The 22,461-nt window shown below is 61.3% G+C and carries 25 protein-coding genes; 9 read left to right on the forward strand and 16 right to left on the reverse strand.

The features are described 5' to 3' along the window. Positions 1 to 138 precede the first annotated feature (138 nt). The 4 genes from G9X64_RS09890 to G9X64_RS09905 all read left to right on the forward strand — a co-directional run bounded on the left by G9X64_RS09890 (position 139) and on the right by G9X64_RS09905 (position 3,575). The gene (locus G9X64_RS09890) at positions 139 to 891 is read left to right on the forward strand and encodes a Crp/Fnr family transcriptional regulator (protein ID WP_168309755.1); all 753 of its coding nucleotides are present in this window, start codon (positions 139 to 141) and stop codon (positions 889 to 891) included. A gap of 209 nt (positions 892 to 1,100) precedes the next feature. Then, a complete protein-coding gene (locus G9X64_RS09895; protein ID WP_168309756.1) occupies positions 1,101 to 1,586 on the forward strand; it encodes a response regulator in 486 nt (161 codons plus the stop codon). A 121-nt stretch (positions 1,587 to 1,707) separates the two neighbouring features. Continuing rightward, a complete protein-coding gene (gene recO / locus G9X64_RS09900; RefSeq protein ID WP_168309757.1) occupies positions 1,708 to 2,478 on the forward strand; it encodes a DNA repair protein RecO in 771 nt (256 codons plus the stop codon). 101 nt (positions 2,479 to 2,579) lie between these two features. Then, the gene (locus G9X64_RS09905; protein WP_168309758.1) at positions 2,580 to 3,575 is read left to right on the forward strand and encodes an aldo/keto reductase; all 996 of its coding nucleotides are present in this window, start codon (positions 2,580 to 2,582) and stop codon (positions 3,573 to 3,575) included. Between the two features lie 5 nt (positions 3,576 to 3,580). On the opposite strand, the gene G9X64_RS09910 is transcribed toward G9X64_RS09905, so the two are convergent. From G9X64_RS09910 to G9X64_RS09920, 3 genes are all read right to left on the reverse strand, one after another. Beyond that, positions 3,581 to 4,438, reverse strand: coding sequence for an MOSC domain-containing protein (locus tag G9X64_RS09910; RefSeq protein WP_168309759.1), 858 nt, complete (start codon positions 4,436 to 4,438; stop codon positions 3,581 to 3,583). Positions 4,439 to 4,447: 9 nt separating this feature from the next. After that, on the reverse strand, positions 4,448 to 5,107 hold the full coding sequence (locus G9X64_RS09915) for an HD domain-containing protein (protein ID WP_171376504.1): 660 nt from the start codon (positions 5,105 to 5,107) through the stop codon (positions 4,448 to 4,450). 248 nt (positions 5,108 to 5,355) lie between these two features. Next, entirely contained in the window at positions 5,356 to 7,260 is a 1,905-nt protein-coding gene (locus G9X64_RS09920) for a putative bifunctional diguanylate cyclase/phosphodiesterase (RefSeq protein WP_168309760.1), read from the reverse strand. Positions 7,261 to 7,686: 426 nt separating this feature from the next. Here G9X64_RS09920 and G9X64_RS09925 point away from each other — a divergent pair, with 426 nt between their 5' ends. Then, the gene (locus tag G9X64_RS09925; protein ID WP_171376505.1) at positions 7,687 to 8,040 is read left to right on the forward strand and encodes a hypothetical protein; all 354 of its coding nucleotides are present in this window, start codon (positions 7,687 to 7,689) and stop codon (positions 8,038 to 8,040) included. A gap of 233 nt (positions 8,041 to 8,273) precedes the next feature. Further along, the gene (locus G9X64_RS09930; protein ID WP_168309762.1) at positions 8,274 to 8,789 is read left to right on the forward strand and encodes a superoxide dismutase family protein; all 516 of its coding nucleotides are present in this window, start codon (positions 8,274 to 8,276) and stop codon (positions 8,787 to 8,789) included. A gap of 109 nt (positions 8,790 to 8,898) precedes the next feature. On the opposite strand, the gene G9X64_RS09935 is transcribed toward G9X64_RS09930, so the two are convergent. From G9X64_RS09935 to G9X64_RS09970, 8 genes are all read right to left on the reverse strand, one after another. Next, positions 8,899 to 9,783, reverse strand: a complete 885-nt coding sequence (locus G9X64_RS09935) for a mechanosensitive ion channel family protein (RefSeq protein WP_168309763.1) — start codon at positions 9,781 to 9,783, stop codon at positions 8,899 to 8,901. A gap of 58 nt (positions 9,784 to 9,841) precedes the next feature. Then, positions 9,842 to 10,372: a tyrosine phosphatase family protein gene (locus G9X64_RS09940; protein ID WP_168309764.1), complete on the reverse strand. Its 531-nt coding sequence runs from the start codon at positions 10,370 to 10,372 to the stop codon at positions 9,842 to 9,844. Then, positions 10,369 to 10,977, reverse strand: a complete 609-nt coding sequence (locus G9X64_RS09945) for a YfbR-like 5'-deoxynucleotidase (RefSeq protein WP_168309765.1) — start codon at positions 10,975 to 10,977, stop codon at positions 10,369 to 10,371. Before G9X64_RS09945 ends, G9X64_RS09940 begins: the two co-directional genes overlap by 4 nt. Continuing rightward, on the reverse strand, positions 10,974 to 11,828 hold the full coding sequence (gene ygfZ, locus G9X64_RS09950) for a CAF17-like 4Fe-4S cluster assembly/insertion protein YgfZ (protein WP_168309766.1): 855 nt from the start codon (positions 11,826 to 11,828) through the stop codon (positions 10,974 to 10,976). Before ygfZ ends, G9X64_RS09945 begins: the two co-directional genes overlap by 4 nt. 98 nt (positions 11,829 to 11,926) lie before the next feature. Next, positions 11,927 to 12,679 carry a hypothetical protein gene (locus G9X64_RS09955; RefSeq protein ID WP_168309767.1) on the reverse strand — a complete coding sequence of 251 codons (753 nt, stop codon included), beginning with the start codon at positions 12,677 to 12,679 and terminating at the stop codon, positions 11,927 to 11,929. Between the two features lie 16 nt (positions 12,680 to 12,695). Further along, complete coding sequence (locus G9X64_RS09960) at positions 12,696 to 12,953, reverse strand: hypothetical protein (RefSeq protein ID WP_003546972.1); 258 nt, start codon at positions 12,951 to 12,953, stop codon at positions 12,696 to 12,698. Positions 12,954 to 13,056: 103 nt separating this feature from the next. Then, positions 13,057 to 13,500: a TIGR02301 family protein gene (locus G9X64_RS09965; RefSeq protein ID WP_168309768.1), complete on the reverse strand. Its 444-nt coding sequence runs from the start codon at positions 13,498 to 13,500 to the stop codon at positions 13,057 to 13,059. Between the two features lie 34 nt (positions 13,501 to 13,534). Continuing rightward, positions 13,535 to 13,951, reverse strand: coding sequence for an NUDIX hydrolase (locus tag G9X64_RS09970; protein WP_168309769.1), 417 nt, complete (start codon positions 13,949 to 13,951; stop codon positions 13,535 to 13,537). Positions 13,952 to 14,023: 72 nt separating this feature from the next. Between G9X64_RS09970 and G9X64_RS09975 the strand changes: the two genes are divergently transcribed. Together G9X64_RS09975 and G9X64_RS09980 are read left to right on the forward strand one after the other, a co-directional pair. Continuing rightward, positions 14,024 to 14,344 (forward strand): YnfA family protein, encoded by a 321-nt coding sequence (locus G9X64_RS09975; protein ID WP_168309770.1) that lies wholly within the window; start codon positions 14,024 to 14,026, stop codon positions 14,342 to 14,344. Positions 14,345 to 14,385: 41 nt separating this feature from the next. Further along, positions 14,386 to 15,150: an SOS response-associated peptidase gene (locus G9X64_RS09980; RefSeq protein WP_168309771.1), complete on the forward strand. Its 765-nt coding sequence runs from the start codon at positions 14,386 to 14,388 to the stop codon at positions 15,148 to 15,150. A 225-nt stretch (positions 15,151 to 15,375) separates the two neighbouring features. On the opposite strand, the gene G9X64_RS09985 is transcribed toward G9X64_RS09980, so the two are convergent. The 5 genes from G9X64_RS09985 to G9X64_RS10005 all read right to left on the reverse strand — a co-directional run bounded on the left by G9X64_RS09985 (position 15,376) and on the right by G9X64_RS10005 (position 21,662). Then, positions 15,376 to 15,522, reverse strand: a complete 147-nt coding sequence (locus G9X64_RS09985) for a hypothetical protein (protein WP_168309772.1) — start codon at positions 15,520 to 15,522, stop codon at positions 15,376 to 15,378. A gap of 333 nt (positions 15,523 to 15,855) precedes the next feature. Beyond that, complete coding sequence (gene pssA / locus G9X64_RS09990; protein ID WP_171376506.1) at positions 15,856 to 16,701, reverse strand: CDP-diacylglycerol--serine O-phosphatidyltransferase; 846 nt, start codon at positions 16,699 to 16,701, stop codon at positions 15,856 to 15,858. A 10-nt stretch (positions 16,702 to 16,711) separates the two neighbouring features. After that, positions 16,712 to 17,518, reverse strand: a complete 807-nt coding sequence (locus tag G9X64_RS09995; RefSeq protein WP_312864034.1) for a phosphatidylserine decarboxylase — start codon at positions 17,516 to 17,518, stop codon at positions 16,712 to 16,714. 26 nt (positions 17,519 to 17,544) lie between these two features. Further along, positions 17,545 to 19,422: an ABCB family ABC transporter ATP-binding protein/permease gene (locus G9X64_RS10000; RefSeq protein WP_168309775.1), complete on the reverse strand. Its 1,878-nt coding sequence runs from the start codon at positions 19,420 to 19,422 to the stop codon at positions 17,545 to 17,547. A 212-nt stretch (positions 19,423 to 19,634) separates the two neighbouring features. After that, positions 19,635 to 21,662, reverse strand: coding sequence for a LysM peptidoglycan-binding domain-containing protein (locus G9X64_RS10005; RefSeq protein ID WP_171376507.1), 2,028 nt, complete (start codon positions 21,660 to 21,662; stop codon positions 19,635 to 19,637). A gap of 155 nt (positions 21,663 to 21,817) precedes the next feature. On the opposite strand from G9X64_RS10005, the gene G9X64_RS10010 reads away from it, so the two are divergent. Continuing rightward, a complete protein-coding gene (locus G9X64_RS10010; protein WP_168309777.1) occupies positions 21,818 to 22,441 on the forward strand; it encodes an LOG family protein in 624 nt (207 codons plus the stop codon). Positions 22,442 to 22,461: the final 20 nt, after the last annotated feature.

Genomic DNA, 22,461 nt, shown 5'->3' on the forward strand with positions numbered 1-22,461 from the left:
TTTCATAGGGCTGGCGCCAGCCCTTTGTTTTCGCATAAAAAACTCGCATCGCTCACGGAACAAATCCGTGGCTCGCGCATTCATTGATGAACGGCGCGCCAACGTTGGCGCGCCGATTTTGCGACGGCAAGGGCAAGTATGGCGACGTCGAGATCCATCAATTCTTTCAAGACCCCTTGCGAGCAATGTCCTTTGCGGCCCTTGCCGCATTTCAGGGAATTCAGTCGTGACGAGCTGGAATTCGTCTCGAGCTTCAAGAGGGGTGAGCTTGCCGTCGATGCCGGCTCCACCATCCTCGTCGAGGGCGCACACAGCGCTCATCTCTTCACGGTGCTTGCCGGCTGGGGCTTCCGCTACAAGATGCTGGAGGACGGACGCCGCCAGATTCTGAATTATATCATGCCGGGCGACCTGGTCGGACTGCAGGGAACGATTGCCGGTGAGATGCAACATTCCGTCGAAGCGCTTTCGCCCGTGTCCCTTTGTGTCTTCGAGCGTGACAGGCTGATGACGCTCTACAACAAGCACGCCTCGCTCGCCTTCGACATCACTTGGATCGCCGCGCGCGAGGAGCGCATCCTGGATGAGCATCTCTTGAGCATAGGCCGCCGCACGGCGCTGGAAAGAGCAGCCTACCTGATCGCTTTCCTGTTCGAGCGCGGTCGGAAGCTCAGTATCTTCAACGGCCGCAAATTCATCCCCATCACCCAGCAGCACATCGCCGACACGCTCGGTCTTTCCATCGTTCACACCAACAAGACGTTGAAAAAGCTCAGCGAACGCGGGTTGATCCGCTGGCAGGAGCGCGGCTGCGAGGTGCTGAATGGCGAGGAATTGATGGCGATATCAGGCTGGGAAGGGCTCGGAGAGGGCAAACGCCCGTTCATCTAAAGCGCCTCGCGATCTTTCAGATTCACTCCTCGCGCTTTGGGTGTTTGTTCTACGCATGTCGTTAGCGCAAAACCACTGCGCACTTTTGCGCGACATGCTTTAGCCAAGCAGCTTCGTTATGTCTTTTTTAAATGCAGATTAGCAGCAAGGAAAATAAGGTCGGCCGTCATCCTTCCTCCGATTTTGATTCTTATCGACCGGGCAGAAAAATGGTTTATTCAGAAAAGGTGGCGGAATTCACCGATAGCGTGCCATGCGGGGCACCGGAGGGCAATGATGTTGGCGAAACGGCCGGGGCGCTGCGACAGGCGCCCGACGAGAGGCATCGAATCATGAGCGCAATCCGTGTTCTGGTTCTTGAAGACAGTCTGATCATCGCGATGGAGGCGGAGGATATTCTCCGCCTGGCCGGCGTCGGGAGCATCGATATTGTCGGCAGCGTCGAACAGGCGAGGGCTGCCATTGCTGCGGAGACATATGATTTCGCCCTTCTCGACGTCAATCTCGGCGAGGGCATGAGCTTCGGATTTGCCCGCCATCTTCTCGATATCGGCATTCCCTTCGGCTTCGTCAGCGGCTATTCCGATACCGGCGATTTCCCGCCCGATCTGCAGAACATACCGCTTCTGGTGAAGCCTTTCGACGAAACGGCGATGCGGGAGTTCCTGCAGAGGCTTTTCCCGGCTGTCGCCTGACGCGGTCCATGACAGAATCCAGACCTTGCATTGGAGCGCGTCTTTTCAGACGCGCAAAGGACGCTGTAACGCATTGAATTATGCAGTAGAATGGATTCGTCAGCCGTAAGGACTTCTTTCGATGCAGTGGCAGGACCATGCGATCATCCTGGGCGTCAAGCGCCACGGCGAGACGAGCGTCATCGCTGAGGTAATGACGCGTGATCGCGGCCGCCATCTCGGCCTGGTGCGCTCCGGCCGCTCGCGCGCCATGCAGCCGGTGCTGCAGGCGGGCAATGCCGTGGAGGTCATCTGGCGTGCCCGGCTTGACGAGCATCTGGGCGAATTCCGCGTCGAGCCGGTGACGCTGCGCGCTGCCCGGCTGATGGAAACGGCAACCGCCGTCTACGGTGTCCAGGCGATGGGCGCGCTGCTGCGGCTGCTGCCGGAGCGTGACCCGCATCCGCACCTCTTCGATGCGCTGGAGGTCATCCTCGATCACCTGCACAATCCGGCCGATGCCGGCGAACTCTTCGTGCGCTTCGAGCTTGCGGTGCTGAACGACCTCGGCTTCGGCCTCGATCTTGCCGAATGCGCCGCCACCGGCGCCCGTTCCGATCTCGTCTATGTCTCGCCGAAATCCGGCCGCGCGGTCAGCCGCGCCGCTGGTGCCCCCTGGGCGGACAAGATGCTGCTCCTGCCACCGTTCCTCAGCATCGAGGGCAATCACGCGGCCGACTTCGATAGTCTCGCAGCCGCATTCCGTCTGACAGGGTTCTTTCTGCATCGTCATGTCTACGAGCCGCGCGGCATCGAGGCGGCAACTGCCCGCGAGGGCTTCGTTCAGGCGGCGCTCAAGGCGCTTAATCCAGCCTTGCGGACGCTTTCCGGCCCGAATGGTATTTCCGCCTGATCGCGTTTTTTACGGGTGCAAAACATCCTCCGGATTTGACGGTTTACCCGCCGATGAGCGCTTCCTATGTCTCCAGAGGATTGCCAATCAAGGAGGACCTCATGCTGACCAAGACCGCATCACCGACGACGATCACGCTCTGGACCGGCCGCGAAATTCTGCGCCTCGGTATGGGATGCTGGGCGATTGGCGGTCCCTTCTTCGCCGGCGACACGCCGCTCGGCTGGGGCGATGTCGACGACGATGAATCCGTGCGGGCGATCAACTGCGCCATCGATCTCGGCATCCGCTTCTTCGACACGGCCTCGAATTACGGCGCCGGCCACTCGGAGGAGGTGCTTGGCCGGGCGATCGGCAATCGCGACGATATCGTCGTCGCCACCAAGTTCGGCTTCGCCACCGATTCGCAAACCAAGCAGGCAACCGGCGCCTTTGCCGATGAGGCCTTCATCCGCCGTTCGGTCGAGACTTCGCTGCGCCGTCTCAAGCGCGATCGCCTCGATCTCCTGCAGTTCCATCTCAATGATTTTCCGCTGGAACAGTCGGATGCCGTCTTCGATATGCTGGAAGCGCTGCGCGCCGAAGGCAAGATCGATGCGTTCGGCTGGAGCACCGATTTTCCCGATCGTGCCGCCCGTCATGTCGGCCGCCAGGGCTACGTCTCGATCCAGCATACGATGAACGTTTTCGAACCGGTGCCGGAGATGATTGCGATGATCGAGGGGAAGGGGCTGATCTCCATCAATCGTGGTCCGCTGGCCATGGGGCTGCTGACCGGCAAGTTCACCGCCGACAAGGCGGTGGGCGCCAAGGATGTCCGTGGGACGGCCCTTGACTGGATGGTCTATTTCAAGGACGGGCGCATGGCCCCGGAATTCGCCGCACGGCTCGATGCCGTCCGCGATCTCCTGACATCAGGCGGCCGCACGCTGACGCAGGGCGCGCTTGCCTGGCTCTGGGCACGCTCGCCGCGCACCCTTCCCATTCCGGGGTTCCGCACCGTTGCCCAGGTGGAGGAAAATGCCGGTGCGCTGGAGAAGGGACCACTGCCGGCCGATGTCATGGCGGAGATCGATGCCGCACTTGATCGCGTCTGAAAAGGCTACGCTGCGGCGCGACGCTTGAGCGCCCAGCCTTCCGGCCTCTCTTCAACGATGCGAACGATGTCACCGATCGTGATGCTGCCGCTGCCGCGCGGCGTGACGTTCCAGCCGAAGAGCGGGCCGGGCACACGCCGGTCGGCCGACATGCGGATGCGGCCCATGGCCGGCATCGGGTTTGGTCCCTCGCGGGACCCGGTCAGTTGGTCCTGCGTCGTCATGATGCAGCGGGAGCAGGGTTTGACGAGATCGAAGCGGATGCCGGCGATCTCGATCGCCGCCCAGCGGTCCTCCGCCCAGGCCTCGTCTGTATCGATGACGATGTTCGGACGGAAGCGTTCCATGCCGACGCTGCCCTCGCCATGGGCGGCGAGATCGGCATTCAATGCTTTCAGCGAGCCGGTCGTCGTCACCAGGATCTGGTAGCCGTCGGTAAAGGTCACGGGCGTGGCTTCGCCGGCCCATTCGGCATTCGCCGTCCGCCGCGCCTGCCCGTCGAAGAACACTAGGCCGACCTCGCGGCCAAGCCATTCCGAAAGCTGCCGGTTGCTCTCCGGATCGGCGATGGCGGCGCTGACGGCAGATTTCCACACGATCACATCCATGCGGGCTTCAGGCTGAGGCGATGGTACCGATATGTCCGTTTTCCCCTGCATCAGCAGCCGAAAGGCACTCGCTTCCGGCCGCACCTCGATGCGTGCGAGGTCGGGCAGCTCGCGCTGGGTGATGAAGTGCCCCTGCGCATCGGTGACCATCGCCCGCCGGTCGCCGGGAAGCCCGTAGGCGTCGATGTCGGCGGTCGGCAGCGCAATGCCGCGTGCGCTTTTGAGCGGGTAGATGAAGAGGTCGCTGACACGCATGCCGTTCTCCTAGATTTCGTCCATGAATTCCGAGAGAAAATCGCGCAGGCTTTTGTCACGCGCGGCCGCCAGCCTGCGGCCGGTCTCGGTCTGGAATCCGTCCGCCAGTTTGAACAGCTTCGTCTGGAAATGGTCAATGGCATAACGCTTGTCATCGAGCGGGCGGTCTGCCGCCGCCGGGTCGAACGGATCATAGAGCCCGGATCCCAGTCGCCCGGCGATATAGAAGCATCGTGCGGCGCCGATCATGCCGATCGCGTCCAGCCGGTCGGCATCCTGCAGGATCTTCGCCTCCAGCGTCTGCGGCGCCACCCCGGCCGAGAAGCTGTGCGCGGTGATTGCGTGGGCCGCGGCTTCGATATCCGCGCCGCTCCAGCCGAGTTCTGCCAGGATCGCCGATGCTTTCTCCGCCGCCAAAGCCGACGCTTTTGCCCGCAGCGGCGAATTCTTCTCGACGACGACGCAGTCGTGCAGCAGTACGGAAGCGGCAAGAACCTGCCCGTCGCCGCCTTCTCTCGCATGGATGCGCATGGCATTCCTGAAGACGCGCAGGATATGGGCAAGGTCGTGCGAGCCGTCGTCGCCGTCGGCCGCATGCGCAATCAGCGCCGCGGCAAGCGTTTCGTGTGGGGAGAAGGCTTCAGCCGCAAACATAGCGCCACCTGTCATGAGGAAGATCGTTTTCCGCCGATAGAGCATCGGCGCGGAAGTGGATGCGGACGGTAAGAGAATGCGACAGCCAGATCTCGCAATCGCAGCCGATTTTCTAGAGCATGATGCCGAAAAGTGTGAGCGGTTTTCGGGCGACATCATGCTCTAACTATATATTGTAGAACAGGATTCAGATTTTAGGCCGACCTGGCCTAAAATCATCCTGTTCTAACGGCTTGCCGTGCGAGTCGCAATCGAGGGTGATCTCAGCGCTTGGCTTTGGGAAGACGCCTCACGCCGCCGTTCTTCGGCGGCAGGGAGAGAAGATGGGGCACGTCACACACCGGTCTCGGCGGACTGATGTGATAGCCCTGGATCTCATCGCATTCCTCGCATTCGAGCAACGCCAGCTGCGCGGCCGTCTCGACGCCTTCGACGGTGACACGCATGCCGAGCGCATCGCCGAGCAGGATGATCGCGCGCATGATCGCGTGTGCTTCCTTGTTGTCGACAATGTCGTTGACGAAGGATTTGTCGATTTTGATCTTGTCGAAGGGAAAGCTCGAGAGGTAGCTCAACGAGGAATAGCCGGTTCCGAAATCGTCCATCGAGATGCGGATGCCGCGCTCCTTCAGCGCATGCAGGATTGGCAAGACTTCGCTCAGATTTTCCATCAGCACGCTCTCGGTGATTTCGAGTTCGAGCCGCGACGGCGATAGCGCGGCGGCGGCGAGCGCCTCGTTGACATCGCGCGTCAGCTCGCTGCTGCTGAACTGGATCGCCGAGACGTTGACGGCGATCTTGATGCCCTCCGGCCATAACGCTGCATCGTTGCAGGCCCGGCGCAAAACCCAGCGGCCGATATCGACGACGAGGCCGACCTCTTCGGCAAGCGGAATGAAATCCATCGGTGGAACGCGGCCTCGGACCGGATGGTTCCAGCGGATCAACGCTTCGAAACCGCAGATCCGCCGCTCAGAAAGATCGTAGAGCGGCTGGTAATGCAGCTCGAATTCCTCGTTCTCGACTGCGGCCCGCAGATCTGCCTCCAGCGCATGGCGCAACTGCATCTGCGCTTCCATCTCACCGGTGAAGAAGCGCTCGCGCTTGCGCCCATCCGCCTTGGCATGCGACAGCGCCACGCCGGCATTTTTCAAAAGGATATCGGTTTCTTCGCCATCCTCAGGGGCGACAGCGATCCCCATAGAGACGCTGAGTTCCACCTGTTTCTCGCCGTGGAAGAATGGTCCGGAAAGCTCACGGCGGATCTGCTCGGCAAGTGCCGTCACGTTCCACGGCTGCTGTCTGCCCGTCTGCAGGATGGCGAATTCGTCAGAGCCGAGTCGCGCCAGGCTGTTCTCCGAACCGGCCGAGGCTCGGATGCGCTCTGCGACTTGCTGCAGGATCTTGTCGCCGACTGACACGCCCATCGTGTTGTTGATCGATTTGAAGCGGTCGAGATTGAGATGGACGAGGGCGATCTGCTCATCGGGCTTGCGTTCTGTGAGCGTCGCATCGACCTGCTCGCGAAAATGGATGCGGTTCGGAAGGCCGGTCAGCGGGTCGTGGTGGGCGAGATAGGTGATGCGCTCGGCCGCCCTTCGATCCTCGGTGATATCGGCATGAATGGAAATGTTGCTGCCGTCGGAAAGGATAGTCACCATGCTCTGGATGATGCGGCCATCATCCATCAACCATTCGCGCCGACGGATACCACTGCTTCTTGCGTTTGCGGAGGAATGTCGCCCGGTCCGCCGGCCGGGCTTGGCGCTGGCGCTCTCCGTGCCGCGCATTTTGGCCGTGAGATCGGCGATTGTCGCGCCAGCAATGACATCTTCATCCGTTAGGTCGAAGAGCTGACGGAAGCGGATGTTGGAAAGCGTCAGCCGCTGGTCGGAGTCGAAGACGCTGAGACCGAGCGGCAGGTTGTTGAGGATGATTTCGAAGAGTTTTTTCTGTCCGTCGAACGCCTGGCTGAGGGTTGAAATATTCCCTCTCAGCCTATGGTTCTCCCTCAACAACGTTTCAGCGCTTCGCTCGATTTCGCCATAGTCGCTTTCATGGACGCGGTAGGTCGCGATCACCAGCTCCATCAGACGCTGCGCATCGACCGATCCATCGGCCGTGACGGCCTGGCTGCATTGCTGCCAGAAGAGCGCTTCAGCTTTCATGTGGGCGCGTCCGGTGGGAGGGCTGCGACGGCAATGATCGTCTTCAACTGATGAACGTACCTCATCGCTTCGGAAAACCTTTCTAAAGTGAACATAAAATTGATTTTTTATAAGCCGAACGTCAAGGTGGTGCCTTGCAACGCCCATTGTGGATGGGCCGGATTAATATTCGGTTGCAGTGCAGCAGCGATGGCAGTTTGTTAGACGTTTGTTTTATATGTGAAAAATCGCTGAAATGCCGGTGGGCGCCCGTTGTCTGACGCAGACGGAAGTTTGGCCTCGGCGCATTCCGTTAACTGCTGTCAATCATCGTTAATGAGAAGTTAACAACTTATTGACGCACTGCGCAAATCAGTTTAACCACCGAGTCAACACTGATTTTCCACGTTCGTATTGCGTACAAACACCACCGGCAAAAGGCGGTGAATGGAGGTTTGTATGACCAGCACCACATCCGTTTCAGACACCTCATATGCATATCTGGCGACGCTTTCGCGTCTCGATGCCAATGGCGATGGCGTCCTCAGCCGCGGCGAACGTGCCGCCGATGAGAAACCCGGCATCATCAAGGAACTCCTGGAAGACGACACGGCCAGCGACACGCAGCCGAAATTTTCCGGCAGCCTGATCGCGCTGATGATGGACACGCGCAACAGTGGCACGGCAAGCAGCATCGCGGTTTCCTATCCGTTGCAGCAGACCGCGCCGGCGACCGGCGATCAGTCCGACGATCTCTACCGCAACACTTACGGCCAGTTCGACTTCAACGCTGTCGCCTGACGACCGGCGTCTCAATTCGGGCGATCTGCAAGCCGGCCGTTTGGCCGGCTTTTCTCGTTCGATATACCCTGCAGATAACCCCGAAAATCGGAATGATTTTCGGAGAGGATTATGCGCCAATTTAAAGTCGTAGAGCGTCCTTAGCGCGTCCTGTCGGACACGCGGCGCTCTGCATCAGGAACACCTTCCGGTTTGACACGTTCAGAAGGACAACCGGACGAAAGGAGATCTCCATGAAAGCCATGCGCATTATCGTCGCCCTGAGCCTGCTTGCGGTTGCATTGCCGGCCGGCGCTCAGGACAAGCAGACGGCGGTCGCCAATTTCGTCGGCAAGGACGGCAAGGAAGACGGTCGCGCGCAGCTGACGGCTGCCGCCACTGGCGGCGTCCTGATCGAAGTCGAGATATCGGGACTGCCGGCGAACAAATGGGTGGCCTTCCATGTTCATGAGACCGGGCGCTGCGACGCCGCGACCCATCACGAATCGGCGGGCGGTCATTTCAATCCTGAGAAGGCAGAGCACGGCATTCTTGCCGCCAAGGGTCCGCACGCCGGCGACATGCCCAACCAATATGTCGGGCAGGACGGCGTGTTGCGGGCACAGATTTTCGACAGCATGGTCACGCTCGACGGCAAGACCGACGGTATTCGCGGCCGCGCATTGATGGTGCACGCCAATTCGGATGATTATCGCAGCCAGCCTTCTGGTGATGCCGGCGAAAGACTTTCCTGCGGCGTCATCCAATAGCTACGGCACAATTCCTTAAATGGGAATCGATTGAAGGACAAAGCTACGCAGCAATTTCAAAGTGCGCACAGCCTCGCTGGTCTTAAAACGTCCACGGCGCTGCAATGTCTTACTGCCGCGTCTGCGTCGGTCTTTCGGCGGTTGCCCCGCCATTGGACCTTTTTGACGGCGCGGCATCTGAAGCATCCGCCACAGCGGCAGGATTCTCGTCGAAGGCGAGTTTCACGCGCTTCACCATGTCACGGCTGACAAGCCACCAATCGCCGGTCTTTGTCCAATAGCGCAGCGTTACGGAGATCGCACTGTCACCGAGGCTATCGATGAAGACGCTGGGTGCCGGTGACGTCAGCACTCTGGAATCACCTTTGGCAAGGCCCATCAGCCTCTCCATCGCCAGATCGATGTCATCCTCAGGGGCGACGCTGATTTTCAGCTCGTCCCGCCGCGTAGGCTCGCGGCTGAAATTGGTAATGGGCGTGTTCCAGAGCGTCGAATTCGGCGCCAACCGGTAGAGCCCGTCACCAGTTCTGAGTTCGGTCGCAAACAATCCGATTTCGCGCACCGTGCCGGCCACGCTGCTGGTCTCGATATATTCGCCGACGCGGAACGGCCTGAGGATCAGCAGCATGATACCGGCGGCGATATTCTGCAGCGTCCCTTGCAGCGCCAGTCCGATCGCTAGGCCCGCCGCGCCGAGGGCGGCGATGATCGAGGCGGTCTGGACGCCGAATTGACCGAGCACTGTGATGAACACCAGGATGAGCAGCGCATAGCGCAGCACATTGGTGAAGAATCGCGCCAGTGTCTCGTCGATACCATGAACGCGCGACAGGCCTTCATAAGCCCAGCGGCTGGCAAAACCGGCGAGCGTCCAGCCGAGGACGAGCAGGATCACAGCTCCGAGGACGGAGAAGGAATATTGCACGGCAAGTGCGCTTGCCTGGCTGAGTGCCGTTCGCGTGGCGAGGAGGACATCGGCTGCCTGTTGTTCCATGATCTGGCCCTGTCGGTTGTTCGTGGTCGGGGGCTAGATGGAGCGCCTGGCGGCAGCGTCAACCGCAGGCGGCGTCTCGGATCGCAAGCACGAAGGGCGCATTGCCGTCGGCATCGGCACCGCGTCCGATTGCCCGCACCGCCGCGACAAGCCGGCCGCTGCGGTTAAGCAGCGCGTCACCGATCTCGATCAGTCGGGAATTCGGCGTCGCGAAAGGCGAGGCGGCCCGCAGCCGCCGGGCAAGCGTTTCCTCGCTCTGATCGGGTGCCAGCGACAGCGCGGCAATGAGCGCTGCGGCTGGCGATCGCGACACGCCCATCCAGCAATGGATAAGCAGCGGCGTCTCCTGCCGCCACGAGGCGGCAAAGTCGATAATCCCGCGTACATGCGTCTCGTCAGGCGCCACGAGATCGCCGGTGCCCTTGAAGACGATATCGTTCATACCAAGTGTCAGATGGCGCTCGGCCGCGATCACGCCCGGCCGGTGAAAGGCTTGCTCCTTGGCGATCAGACTGATCATGTCACGCGCCTTGTGGCGCACAGCCATTTCTGCGATGCGCGACAGCGGCGACACGACGATGAAGGTCACGATACCACCTCCCGTTCGACCTCGATCGCCGCGAAGCGCTCGCAGAACAAACGCTGCGCTTCGATCGCGGGCAGGGGCTCGATCATCAGCATGTCCTTGCTGATGCCGCGCGGCTGGCCGAAGAATTTCTGTGCCTCGGCGGGTGTGAAACCGGCAAGCACGGTCGCTTCGAAATAGGCGGCGATCGTGTCGGCTTTTTTGATCCGGTCCTTGAGATCGCGCGAGGGATGCGGCGGCAGGCCGAAGCGCAGGTGCACGGCGGCTTCCAGCCGCTTTTCCACCGTCTTGTAGCCGCCGCCGACCACCGATTTGAACGGCGAGATCATGTCGCCGATCACATATTCGGGTGCATCGTGCAGCAGCGCCATTAGGCACTCCTGCGGCCGCGCGTCGTTGACGCGGCGGAAGATATCCTCGACGACGAGACTGTGCTGGGCCACCGAAAAAGCATGATCGCCGGAAGTCTGGCCGTTCCAGCGGGCCACGCGCGCAAGCCCATGGGCGATGTCGATCAGTTCGACATCGAGCGGCGAGGGGTCGAGCAGGTCGAGCCTGCGCCCGGACAGCATGCGTTGCCAGGCACGCGGAGCTTTCGTCGTTGTCACGCGCTGGCCTCGTCGCCGCTTGTGGGAAAGACGAGACCGGACCATGCCGGCAGGACGAGGGAAACGGGCGTTTCGCCGGCGAGCAGAGGCGTGCCTGCCGCCATTGCGGCGCCGGCGCGGTCGATGCGCACAATCGCAAGTCCATTGCCGCCGTCGACCGAACCGAGCGTACCGACCGGCTTGCCCGCGGCGGTGATCTCCGTCCCGGTCCCCGGCAGATCCGTTGCGGCGGACACCGTCACGACGCGCCGGCGCGCAGTGCCTCGGTGTTGCATGCGCGAGACGACCTCCTGGCCGACATAGCAGCCTTTCCGGAAGGAGAGGCCGCCGTTGAAATCCATCAGCACATCATGCGGGAAGGCGTCCTGCAGGGCGAAGTCAGATCCTGATGTGACGACGCCGTGGCTGATGCGCAGCGCGTCGTAGAGCGCTTCTGCACCATCGCCGTGTCTTCCTGCCCGACGAGTCAGCGTGACGCCCGCCTTGGCGAAGCGGCTGTCTCGGGCGCCCTGGCTGCCCCGGGCGCCCTCGGCGTCCTCACCCCAGAAAACGGTGACACCCTCTTCGGTGCTTGGCGCAACTGTGACGGCGGCGCGCAGCTTGTACATCGTCAGCCGCTTCAGCAGGCCGTCGCGCTGGCCGGCATCGGTCTCGATCATGTAACCTTCGCCATCCTGCCAGATCATGAAGTCGAACAGGATCTTGCCCTGCGGCGTCAGCAATGCCCCGGGCCGCGCCTCGTCGGTGTCGAGCGCGGCGATATCGGTGGTGATCAGGTTCTGCAGGAAGGATTGGGCTTCCGCGCCGCTGACGAAGAGCAAGGAGCGGTCTTTCAGGAATACGGCTGGCATGGCGGAACCTGTCGCGTTGGTTATCGCTCAGAGGTATGTCTTCATGAGGTGGATCGCAAGCGCCATGCGAAACGTGAAAAGCGCAGGCGAGACGGGCATCAATCGCCCGCTGTGAAGAATTTCCATTTACCCTCAGGCGTAATGCCGAGGCGATAGAAATTATATCCGCCGAATTCCTGCATGTCGGAGAGATCGCCGGCCGTGACGATGCGCAGCAGCTCGACGCGCTCCGGCGGTGTCAGCGACTTCAGGTCCTTCTCGGCAAAATAGGGCCAGACATACATGTCGTCGGGCGTGCCCTGGCCGACATGCACGAAGCCGGTCGAGATGATGTCGAGCATGATGGCAAGGATCTCGTCGCCATCGGGATCACCCGACAAATCCTTCAGCGTGCCGATCGGATCGTCGGTCGGTTCGCCCACAGTCACCTGCGTCTGGTCGGCGCCGGCGCCCATCAGCGGTCGCAGCCGCTCGAGATCGCCGGAGGCAGCCGCTTCGACGATCTGCTCGCGCATCTTGCGAACCGGCTCTGGCACCTTGCTGATGTCGTAGATCACCTCGGCGGGCTTGGAATTGTCCTGAGCGCCCGGCGTCTTGTCGACACCCTGATTGTCCTGGCTGTTGACCAGCGGATCGGCCATGGGAACGCCGGGAGTGGCCCCGCCCTGCGGCTGGCTCTGTCCCTGAGCGCTTCCCTGTGCAGGTGTCTCGTTGGCCGCCTGGCCAGGGATCTTGTGCAGTTCGGAAAGCGCGTGGGCTGCCGGCGCAAGGAAATTGCCGGCGGCGAGGCTGAACGCAAGCAGCACCGGCGCGAGCGAAATTCGCGAAACTTTGTCTTTACCGGTGTGCATCAAACTCTCTGATAAATTATTGCAGGGTGCGGTTCGCGGAGAATTCGCCGGCAAGCATGCGCTCCCGCAGCGAATCGAGCAGGGCTTCGGCGCTCTTTTCCCCATGCAATCTGATCGTCTCGCGCAGCGCATGTGCAATGGCAGCATCAGCGATGATTTCAGGCTCGATCCCGTCGGCCATGCCGTCGGCCCAAGCCTCGTTCTGGTACTCCAGAGCTGCCTGCATCTTTTCGTGGACGATCATGTCGTCGATGTCGTTGAGGCTTGCTTCCATTGTCTTTTCCTCAGAACTTCTCATGTCTTACTGCACAGTTAACAACACTAACAGCCTTTTCCCAAAACGACACGTCCGCTTGCGAAAACAGGTTAATTAAACGTCAATTTCCAAAGCGCGAGGTAATTTCTGTGGCGAGTGTTGCACCTTCGTTACGGTAGCGCTCTTCTGCCACGATGGCCGCCGGGGTGCAATCCGTATAGACCGAGGCGAAGGCGCGATAGCCGCGATTGAAGGCCGCCGTCAGCTTTTCCTTGCGCTGCGGCTCGTTGCCGGTCTCCGAATCGAGCAGCTGCTGCATGCCGTTTCGCCACTCGTCGCCACCCGCCGCCTTGCAGAGCGTTCTCAGGTAATGCACCGAACCCAGCACCTCGGCAAACCGCGCCAGCTTGTCGTCATAGGGCACGTTCACGATCGGCGGTGCAATCTCCTCCTCCTGTGGAGGCGGCGTGTTCTTGCCCTGCGCCATCGTGGGGCCGGCGAGCATGAGCAGGGACAGAAAAACGCGTCGGACGGGAATCATGCTCACAGTTGATACGCTCAGCATGACGGCAACAAGGCGTGCTTTAAAATTTCCACGTCTATTCGCCGCCCGAAAGCCGCTCCGCGCATTCGAGCACGCTCTGCGGCACGGGCAATTGCCGGATTTCCTCCACCGTGTACCAGCCGAGGGCGGCCGCATCGTCGGCGGCTTCCGCAACGGCATCCCGATCCGCATCGACGCGAAAGACCGACAGCAGGAAATGGCTCTTGACGCTGCCGTCGGCCGCATGCGTCTTCAGGTCATAGGTCGAAAACAGCCGCGGATTGCGTGCCGAAATGCCGGTCTCTTCATGGAGTTCGCGCAATGCCGTTTGCTCCGGCGTTTCGCCGGGCTCGGCCCGCCCGCCGGGAAAGGCGTACATGTCGGCGGAAGGCGGATTGCGCCGCAACACGAGGAGGAATCGTCCGTCGCGTTCGAGAATGGCGGAGGAAGCGGCTTTGGCGGTGGAGATCATCGGAGGCTGCTCTTGCTGTGATGGCTGATCTTATCGGAGGAATAGCGCGACGGGGATTCGAAAGGTGCTTCCGTGACCTACATCATCTTTGCGTTTGCTGCCCTCTTCGAGATCGCCGGCTGCTTTGCCTTCTGGGCATGGCTGAAGCTCGAAAAGCCCGTCTGGTGGCTGGCGCCGGGCATGGTCTCGCTGGCGCTTTTCGCCTGGCTTCTGACGCTGGTGCCGAGCGAGGCTGCCGGCCGTACCTTCGCGGCCTACGGCGGCATTTATATCCTCGCCTCGCTGCTCTGGCTGTGGCTGATCGAGAGCCGCGTGCCTGATCGTTACGATATCGGCGGCGCGCTGATCTGCCTTGCCGGCGCCAGCCTTATCCTCTTCGCGCCGAGAGGCTGAGGCGTCTTGACCGGATACGAGCCGGGTGCAAAGACAGACCGATGTGTGGACGTTTCGCCCTGACAGTCTCCAGCGTCGAGCTGAGCGATTTTTTCTCCGGTCTCGATCTCAACGATTTTCCGGCGCGCTACAACATAGCGCCGACGCAGCCGATCCTCGTCGTCATATCGGGCGAGGGTAGGGAGCAGGGCAGCAACTTGGCCGACCGGCGTGCCGTACTCGTGCGCTGGGGCCTTACGCCGGGCTGGGTCAAGGATCCGAGAGATTTCCCGCTGCTGATCAACGCGCGCTCCGAAACCGCGATTGGCAAGGCCTCTTTCCGCGCCGCCATGCGTCACCGCCGCGTGCTCATTCCAGCCTCCGGTTTCTATGAATGGCATAGGCCGTCGAAAGAAAGCGGGGAGAAGCCGCAGGCCTACTGGATCAGGCCGCGGCAGGGCGGGGTGATCGCCTTTGCCGGGTTGATGGAGACATGGTCCTCGGCCGACGGCTCCGAGGTCGATACCGGTGCGATCCTGACGACGTCAGCCAATTCGGGCATTTCAGCGATCCATGATCGCATGCCTGTCGTCATCAAGCCCGAAGATTTTTCGCGCTGGCTCGATTGCAAGACGCAGGAACCGCGCGAGGTGGTCGACCTGATGCAGCCGGTTCAGGATGATTTCTTCGAGGCCGTACCGGTCTCCGACAAGGTCAACAAGGTTGCCAATATGGGTCCCGACCTGCAGGAGCCGGTCGTCATCGAAAAGCCGTTGAAGGCGCCCGACAAGCACAAGCCTGACGACGGCCAGCTCAGCTTCTTCTAAACACTATCCGCTATAGCTGCAGGCCCGTCGGCGACCGATCGGCGCCGACGTCTCAGATGAGCGTCGGCGATGCGTCGCTTCGTCCATCAGGTTTTTCGGGTTGTGCTTATGTCGCCAGAGTGTTGTCGGGAGACCTCCGGCGATCGCCTCGTCATTCACTTCGTCAGCGGTGCCTAACACATGTAACCCGAAAGCACGCATGATTCCAATTTGAAGCCTTCCGCCTCAAGCGGATTTTTTGACGCTGGTCGGCTTATGCTTCGCCATCAGCGACGCTGCGGCAACAGCCTTCAGGCCGACGGGGCGATAGTTGGCGGCGAGATCTGGCTTGGCCGTCTGCTGTTCGCCGGTACTGCTCTTCTTCGAAGTCACGATACTCTCCTTACGTGGTTCTTCCCTGGGTAATTTATAGTTTGATGTTTCGTCACGAATAGCGACAAAACGGGGGCGCTGCTTATCAGGATTTGTAAACGCCCACCATAATTCGCGAGGCTTAACTGAAGCCTATGTTGGTTAATACTTACTGAAGAGAGCAGTTCCAATAAAAGTCCGACAGCGGTTTTCTGGGGAAAAGCACGGAATAGTTTTCACTCGGACAAGCGCAGAGTTTTCTCCGGGGAAAGCGCATGCTTTTCCCGGGGATACGTCTCAACGAAGGGAGAGAAGCATTTCCGTCATTCGGTGAAATCCGGAAATGTTCGGAGATCAGATATGCCGGCCGATATCGTCGTCGCCGATGCCGGGTTCCTCGATCGTCAGCGTCCCGTATTTCCGCCGCCATTTTCGTGCGCCGAAGGGGAGCGATATGAGGTAGGCGGCAACGGTGAAGACCATCACCTCCCAGGTGTAGCTCATCAGCAGAGCCACATAGAGCACGACGCCGAGCATCATCGGCAGCACGAGATCGCGCCGCAAGCGATTGCCTTCCGATTTTCCCGACCAGACCGGCAGCCGGCTGATCAGCAGGAAGGCGATGACCACCGTGTAGATCGACGAGAGATAGGCGAAGGTGCGGTCCGTCGCCAGCCCGAGGAAGCCGAGATAGACCGGCAAGAGCACCAGCATGGCGCCGGCCGGCGCCGGCACGCCGACGAAATATTCCGATTGCCAGCTCGCCTTGTTCTCGCGTTCGGCCATGACATTGAAGCGGGCGAGGCGAAGCCCGGCGGCGATCGCATAGATCAGGGCGGCAATCCAGCCGAGCGAACGCGCCTGGTCGAGAGCGAAGACATAGACGACGAGGGCGGGTGCGACACCGAAATTGACGATGTCGGCAAGCGAATCCATCTGCGCCCCGAACTTCGAGGTCGCCTTCATCAGCCGCGCCACTCGCCCGTCGATGCCGTCGAGGAAGGCGGCGAGCAGCACCATGGCGACGGCGAGTTCATAACGGTTCTCGAAAGCCAGCCGGATGCCGGTCAGCCCGGCGCAGATCGCCAGAATGGTGATCAGGTTCGGAAAGACGAGCCGGAGCGGGATTTCGCGCAGACGCGGGCCGCGGGCGGAATCATCAGGTCCATTGGGCTCGAAGGGCGGAAAGGGCGTTTCCATATCGACGTTCCTAGCTGCGGCGGCTGATGACGGGACCCTTGGCGGAGGCGAATTCGGCGATCACGGTTTCTCCCGCAACCGCCGTCTGGCCAAGCGCGACGCGTGGCGCAGCACCGGCGGGCAGGAACACATCGAGCCGCGAGCCGAAACGGATCAGCCCGAAGCGCTCGCCGGCATCCACCGGCTCGTTGGGGTTCGCCCAGCAAAGGATGCGCCGCGCCACCAGGCCGGCGATCTGCACCACGCCGATCTGGCCGTGGCCGGTTTCGATCACCAGCCCGTTGCGCTCATTGTCTTCGCTCGCCTTGTCGAGCTCGGCGTTGACGAAGCTCCCGGAGCGGTAGTTGATGCTGACGATGCGCCCGCGCATCGGCGCTCGGTTCACGTGGCAATTGAAGACGTTCATGAAGACGGAGATGCGCAGCATCGGCTCGGAGCCGAGGTTGAGCTCGGCCGGCGGGGTCACCATCTGGATCGCCGAAACCTTGCCGTCGGCGGGAGAGATCACCAGATCGTCGTCCTGCGGGGTCATGCGTTCGGGATCACGGAAGAAATAGGCGCACCAGAGCGTGAAGATCATGCCGATCCAGAAGAGCGGCTTGAAGATCCAGCCCAGGACCAGCGACGCGACGAAAAAGGCGGCAACGAAGGGATAACCTTCCTTGTGCACGGGGACGATCGTGTTACGAACCGTGTTGAACAGGCTCATGGCTGCCGGTCTCCTTGCGTTTTCATTTTTGCTGGTTAGCGAAAAACCGTCTCTGGGGCAATGCTGTGGCCTCGGCCCTGGTTCCCGCGCCGGGGTTCTGAACAACAAAAGCCGGCCGGCGTCGGTTTACCCTGTCAGCTTGCCGGAGCAAGCCGCGTTATCACGCCGAGGTCGTCGCTTTCGCGCACCTGCTTCAGATGTTCCTCCGCCTGTGTGGCCTCGCGCTGGCGGTTCCACATCGAAGCATAAAGGCCGTTCCTTTCGAGGAGGGCGGCATGTGTTCCGCGCTCGGCGATCTCGCCGCTTTTGAGCACGATGATTTCATCGGCGCCGATCACCGTCGAAAGCCGGTGGGCGATGACCAGTGTCGTGCGGTTCTTCGAAACCAGGTCGAGTGCCTCCTGGATCTCCCGTTCCGTCGTCGTGTCAAGCGCCGACGTGGCCTCGTCGAGGATCAGGATCGGTGGCGCCTTGAGAATGGTGCGGGCGATCGCCACCCGTTGTTTCTCGCCGCCCGAAAGCTTCAGCCCGCGCTCGCCGACCTTGGTTTCGAAACCCTCAGGCAGCGTTTCGATGAAATGCGCGATCTGCGCCACCTCGGCGGCGGCAAAGACCTCGCCGTCGCTGGCCGATGTGCGGCCGTAGCGGATGTTGTAGGCGACTGTGTCGTTAAAGAGCACGGTATCCTGCGGCACCATGCCGATCACCGAGCGCAGGCTCTTCTGCGTCACCGTGCGGATATCCTGACCGTCGACGGTGATTGCGCCGCTCTGGATATCGTAGAAACGATAGAGCAGGCGCGACAGCGTCGATTTGCCCGCGCCCGACGGGCCGACGACGGCGACCGTCTTGCCGGCCGGCACTTCGAAGGAAATGCCCTTCAGTATCGGACGGGCAGCATCATAGGCGAAGTGCACGTCCTTGAAGGAAATCGCGCCCTGGCCGATCCGCAGTTCGGTCGCATCGGGCGCGTCTTTGACTTCGGTCTGCACCTCAAGCAAATCGAACATCTGCTCGATGTCGGTCAGTCCCTGGCGGATTTCGCGGTAGACGAAGCCGATGAAGTTGAGCGGTACGGAAAGCTGCAGCAACATCGAATTGACGAAGACGAAATCGCCGACCGTCTGCTCGCCGCGCTGCACGGCCAGCGCCGACAGCACCAGCATGATCGTCGTGCCGATGCCGAAGATGACGCCCTGGCCGAAATTCAGCCAGCCGAGCGAGGTCCAGACATCGGTCGCCGCCTTCTCGTAGCGTTCCATCGATTTGTCGAAACGCTTTGCCTCCATCTCCTCATTGCCAAAATATTTGACGGTCTCGAAATTGAGGAGAGAGTCGATCGCCTTGGTGTTGGCGTCGGTATCGCTGTCGTTCATCGACCGGCGGATGGCGATGCGCCAATCGGATGCGCGGATCGTGAACCAGATATAGGCCCAGACGGTGAAGGCGGTAACGGCGAGATAGGAGAAGCCGTAGCCCCACCAGAAGATCGCTGCCGTCAGCAGGAATTCGATGACGGTCGGGACCGAATTGAGGATCGTGAAGCGCACGATCGTCTCGATACCCTTGGTGCCGCGCTCGATAATGCGCGACAGCCCGCCGGTCTTGCGCTCTAGATGGAAGCGCAGCGACAGCTCGTGCATGTGCACGAAGGTCCTGTAGGCGAGCTGGCGCACGGCATGTTGTCCGACACTGGCAAAGAGCGCGTCGCGCAGCTGGTTGAGGCCGAGCTGGATCAGCCGGGTGATGTTATAGGCGATCACCAGCGCGATGGCGCCGGCCAGCAGCGGCGGCACTGAGCCGGCAAGATCCATCCTGCCGTTCAGCGCATCGGTCGACCATTTGAAGAAATAGGGAACGAGCAGCAGGACGAATTTGGAGATCAGCAGATAGACCGAGGCCCAGACGACGCGCATTTTCAAGTCGGGCCGGCCGGCCGGCCACATATAGGGCCAGAGGTTGAGAAGCGTCTGCGCCAGGTTGGATTCCGAGACTGTCTTGCCGTTTGCCATGCTTGTCTCCAGCCCGGATGGGCTTGCCGCGATTGCGGCGCTTCGATGCCGGCAAGAGCGCGGAACCGGGACGTGCCTGAAAGCGCTTCCCACAACCCGCAGCCGCCACCGCCAGATAGGGTGCCGGGCGGACGAATACAACAATTGTTGGGGCAAGGAAACGACGCGGCCGGGCGCTTATCCCGCCCGGCCTTGTCGTGTTGTTTTGCAGCTTAGAGATGCTGGCCGGACATACGCTTGCGGTGCAGCTCTTCGGCATTCGGCAATACATCCTTCGGCAGGCCGAAGATCTGACCGGGGCGAATGCGATCGGGATTCATGATCTTGTCCTCGTTGGCGATGTAGATCGTCGTATAACGAACGCCGAGGCCATAGGTGCGGCGCGAGATCTGCCACAGCGTGTCGCCGCGGCGAATGATGACCGCTGCGTTGTTTGCCGTCAGCGGCGCCTGTTCGATCGTCTTCGGCTGGTTGCTTCCGACATCGTTTGCAGATGGCGTTGCCGGCGCGGGTGCAGCGGTGAGTTCGGCGATCATCCCGCCCAGCTTGTCGAGTGCGGCGCCGACGGACTTCGCATCCCCAGGCAAGCCTTGCAGCAGCTTCAGCGCATTGCCGGCGATCTGCGAGGAGGAGCCGGACGTTTGCTTGAAGACATCTGGCGCATCGGCGGCCGGACGGAAGTCGGCGACGGAGCGCAGCGCGAATTCCGTTGCCGAGCGCGCCGCCGCAAGCTGTTCGGCCCCGGGCAGCTTGCCATCGGCAAATAGCCCCTTCAGCAGCCCGAAGGCCTTGCCGACTTCTGCTTTGAGTTTGCCGAGCTCGCCTTCGTCGAGCGGCACCATCGAGGAAGCACCGTTCGCGTCGGCGGGCGCCGATTGCGCGGCAACCCTCACCTGATCGCCGGCCGGGCGATTGAAATTCACCGCCGCACGCACGATCACCTTGCCTGCGGGATCGACGACATCAACGCGGATTTTGTGGTCGCCGACCGAGAGCGCCACCACGCCGTCGATGACGAAATGGCCGTCGGAGCCGGCTGTGTCCTGGCCGACGAGGCTGTCGTCGGCATAACCGATGACCTTGGCATTGGAGCGCGTCGTGCCGGCAATGAAGATCTTGTTGCCTTCGATCTCGACGGCATTGACCATCACGTCGGGTACATTATCCGATGCTGCGGTGCCGGGAATGGCCGGCGCCGTATCAGGGCCGCCGGAGGGGGTGTCGGTGAGGTTCGGCGTCTGCAAAGCCAGCTCGCCGGTTGCTGCAGCAGTCGAGCTTTCGCCGGTTGCCGGCTTGTCAGCAGGCGGCACCGTCGGATTGGAGGCATCGGCAACTTCGGTTCCGGCCTTCGGCGCGGTGATGATGCGGCTCGCCGCGCCGGGTTTGGAAACCATGGCGAGCAGATTGGCGCCATTACCGTCTTTCGGCACGGAAATGGTCGCGACTTCTTCAGAAAGCGTGCTCTTGCCGTCCTTGCCCGTGAACTTCAGCACGAGCTGGTGGTCGCCGGCCGGAAGCGGATCGTCGAGAACGGCAGCAAAATCGCCGCTCGCATCGACATTGGCCGTCGTCACCACCTTCTCGCCGTCGAGCACCTCGAGCTTGCCGTTCGGTTCGGCGGAACCGGCAATCACCGTCGAGCCGTCGGGCTCGACGCGCAATACGTCGAAGGCCGGAAGCTTCGGGCCGGTATTTTCCGCTGCCGTATTCGCCCCAGGGGCGGTGTTCGGCGCACCGGTCAGCGCAACCTCGGCCTTGGCGATCGCGGCAAGCGCATCGGCGATGTTCTCTGGCAGCGACCGGACGATGGCGAGCGCCTTCGCGCCACCGTCCTTGGCCTTGGCGGCAAGGGTCTGGGTCGCGGGATCGAGGCCCTCGGGAATGGTGAATTCGGCAAGCGCGGTCAGCGCGTTGACGGCCTTGGTCTTGGCGGCAGTGAAGACATCGATGGCCGGGCCTTTGCCGTCGGCAAACAGCGCCTTGAGCTCACTGAGCGATACGCCGGCATCGGCCGAAAGGCGACCCACCTGGTCGGCGACTGCAGCCGCGTCGCCCACGGCGGAGCGCGATGTCTTTGCCGCCTCGTTAACCGTGTTCTTGACCTCCGTGCTCGCCTGGTTGATGGCGTCGCCGACCTTGGTTGCATCGCTGCCGATGCGCGGCATGACGACAAACACCATCAGTAGGATTGCGATTGCGAGGACTGCAAGAGCCAGCAAGCCGGCACGGTTCTTCATCATTATGTCTCCCAAGGCGGCAATTTGCCGTAATACCCAAAATTGCTAGCGATTCCCGTTGCTTTCCACAAGCATTCAAAGCAATTAGGCAAGCTAGGCACGCTGCTTTTCAGTCAATTTTCTTGACTGCATTGAAATGGAATAGTTGTTTTGCCCTCATGACCGAACAATCTGTATCGATTCGATCCATTTGCGTTTACTGCGGCTCCAGGCCGGGACGCGATCCTTCCCACATGGCGGCCGGGCGTGCTCTCGGAAAAGAGATCGCCGAATACGGCCTGCGCCTCGTCTATGGCGGGGGTACCAAAGGCATCATGGGCGCGGTTGCCAGCGGCGTGCTTTCAGGCGGCGGTCAGGTCACGGGCATCATTCCCGAATTCCTGATCGATATGGAAGCGACTCGCCACTCGCTCGGTCAGCTCAACGAACTCATTGTAACCCCTGACATGCATGCGCGCAAACACACCATGTTCGAGCGCTCCGACGCTTTCGTGGCACTCCCCGGCGGCATCGGCACGCTGGAGGAGATCGTCGAGATCATGACCTGGGCGCAGCTCGGCCGCCACGAGAAGCCGATGGTCTTTGCCAACGTCAACGGTTTCTGGGATCCGATGATGGAACTGATGCGCCATATGACCGAAGAGGGCTTCCTGCACACCGCCCACCGGGTGCAGCCCCTCGTCGTCGACGAGATCTCCGGCATTATTCCGGCGATCATGGCCCAGGCAGCCCAGCTCGCCGCCGATCGCGACGGCGAGGACGAGGTGATTTCGAAGATGTAGGTGCGCGCGGCGTCGGAGAT

This window comes from Rhizobium sophorae, assembly GCF_013087515.1.
In the GTDB taxonomy this organism is placed as follows: Bacteria; Pseudomonadota; Alphaproteobacteria; order Rhizobiales; family Rhizobiaceae; genus Rhizobium; species Rhizobium sophorae.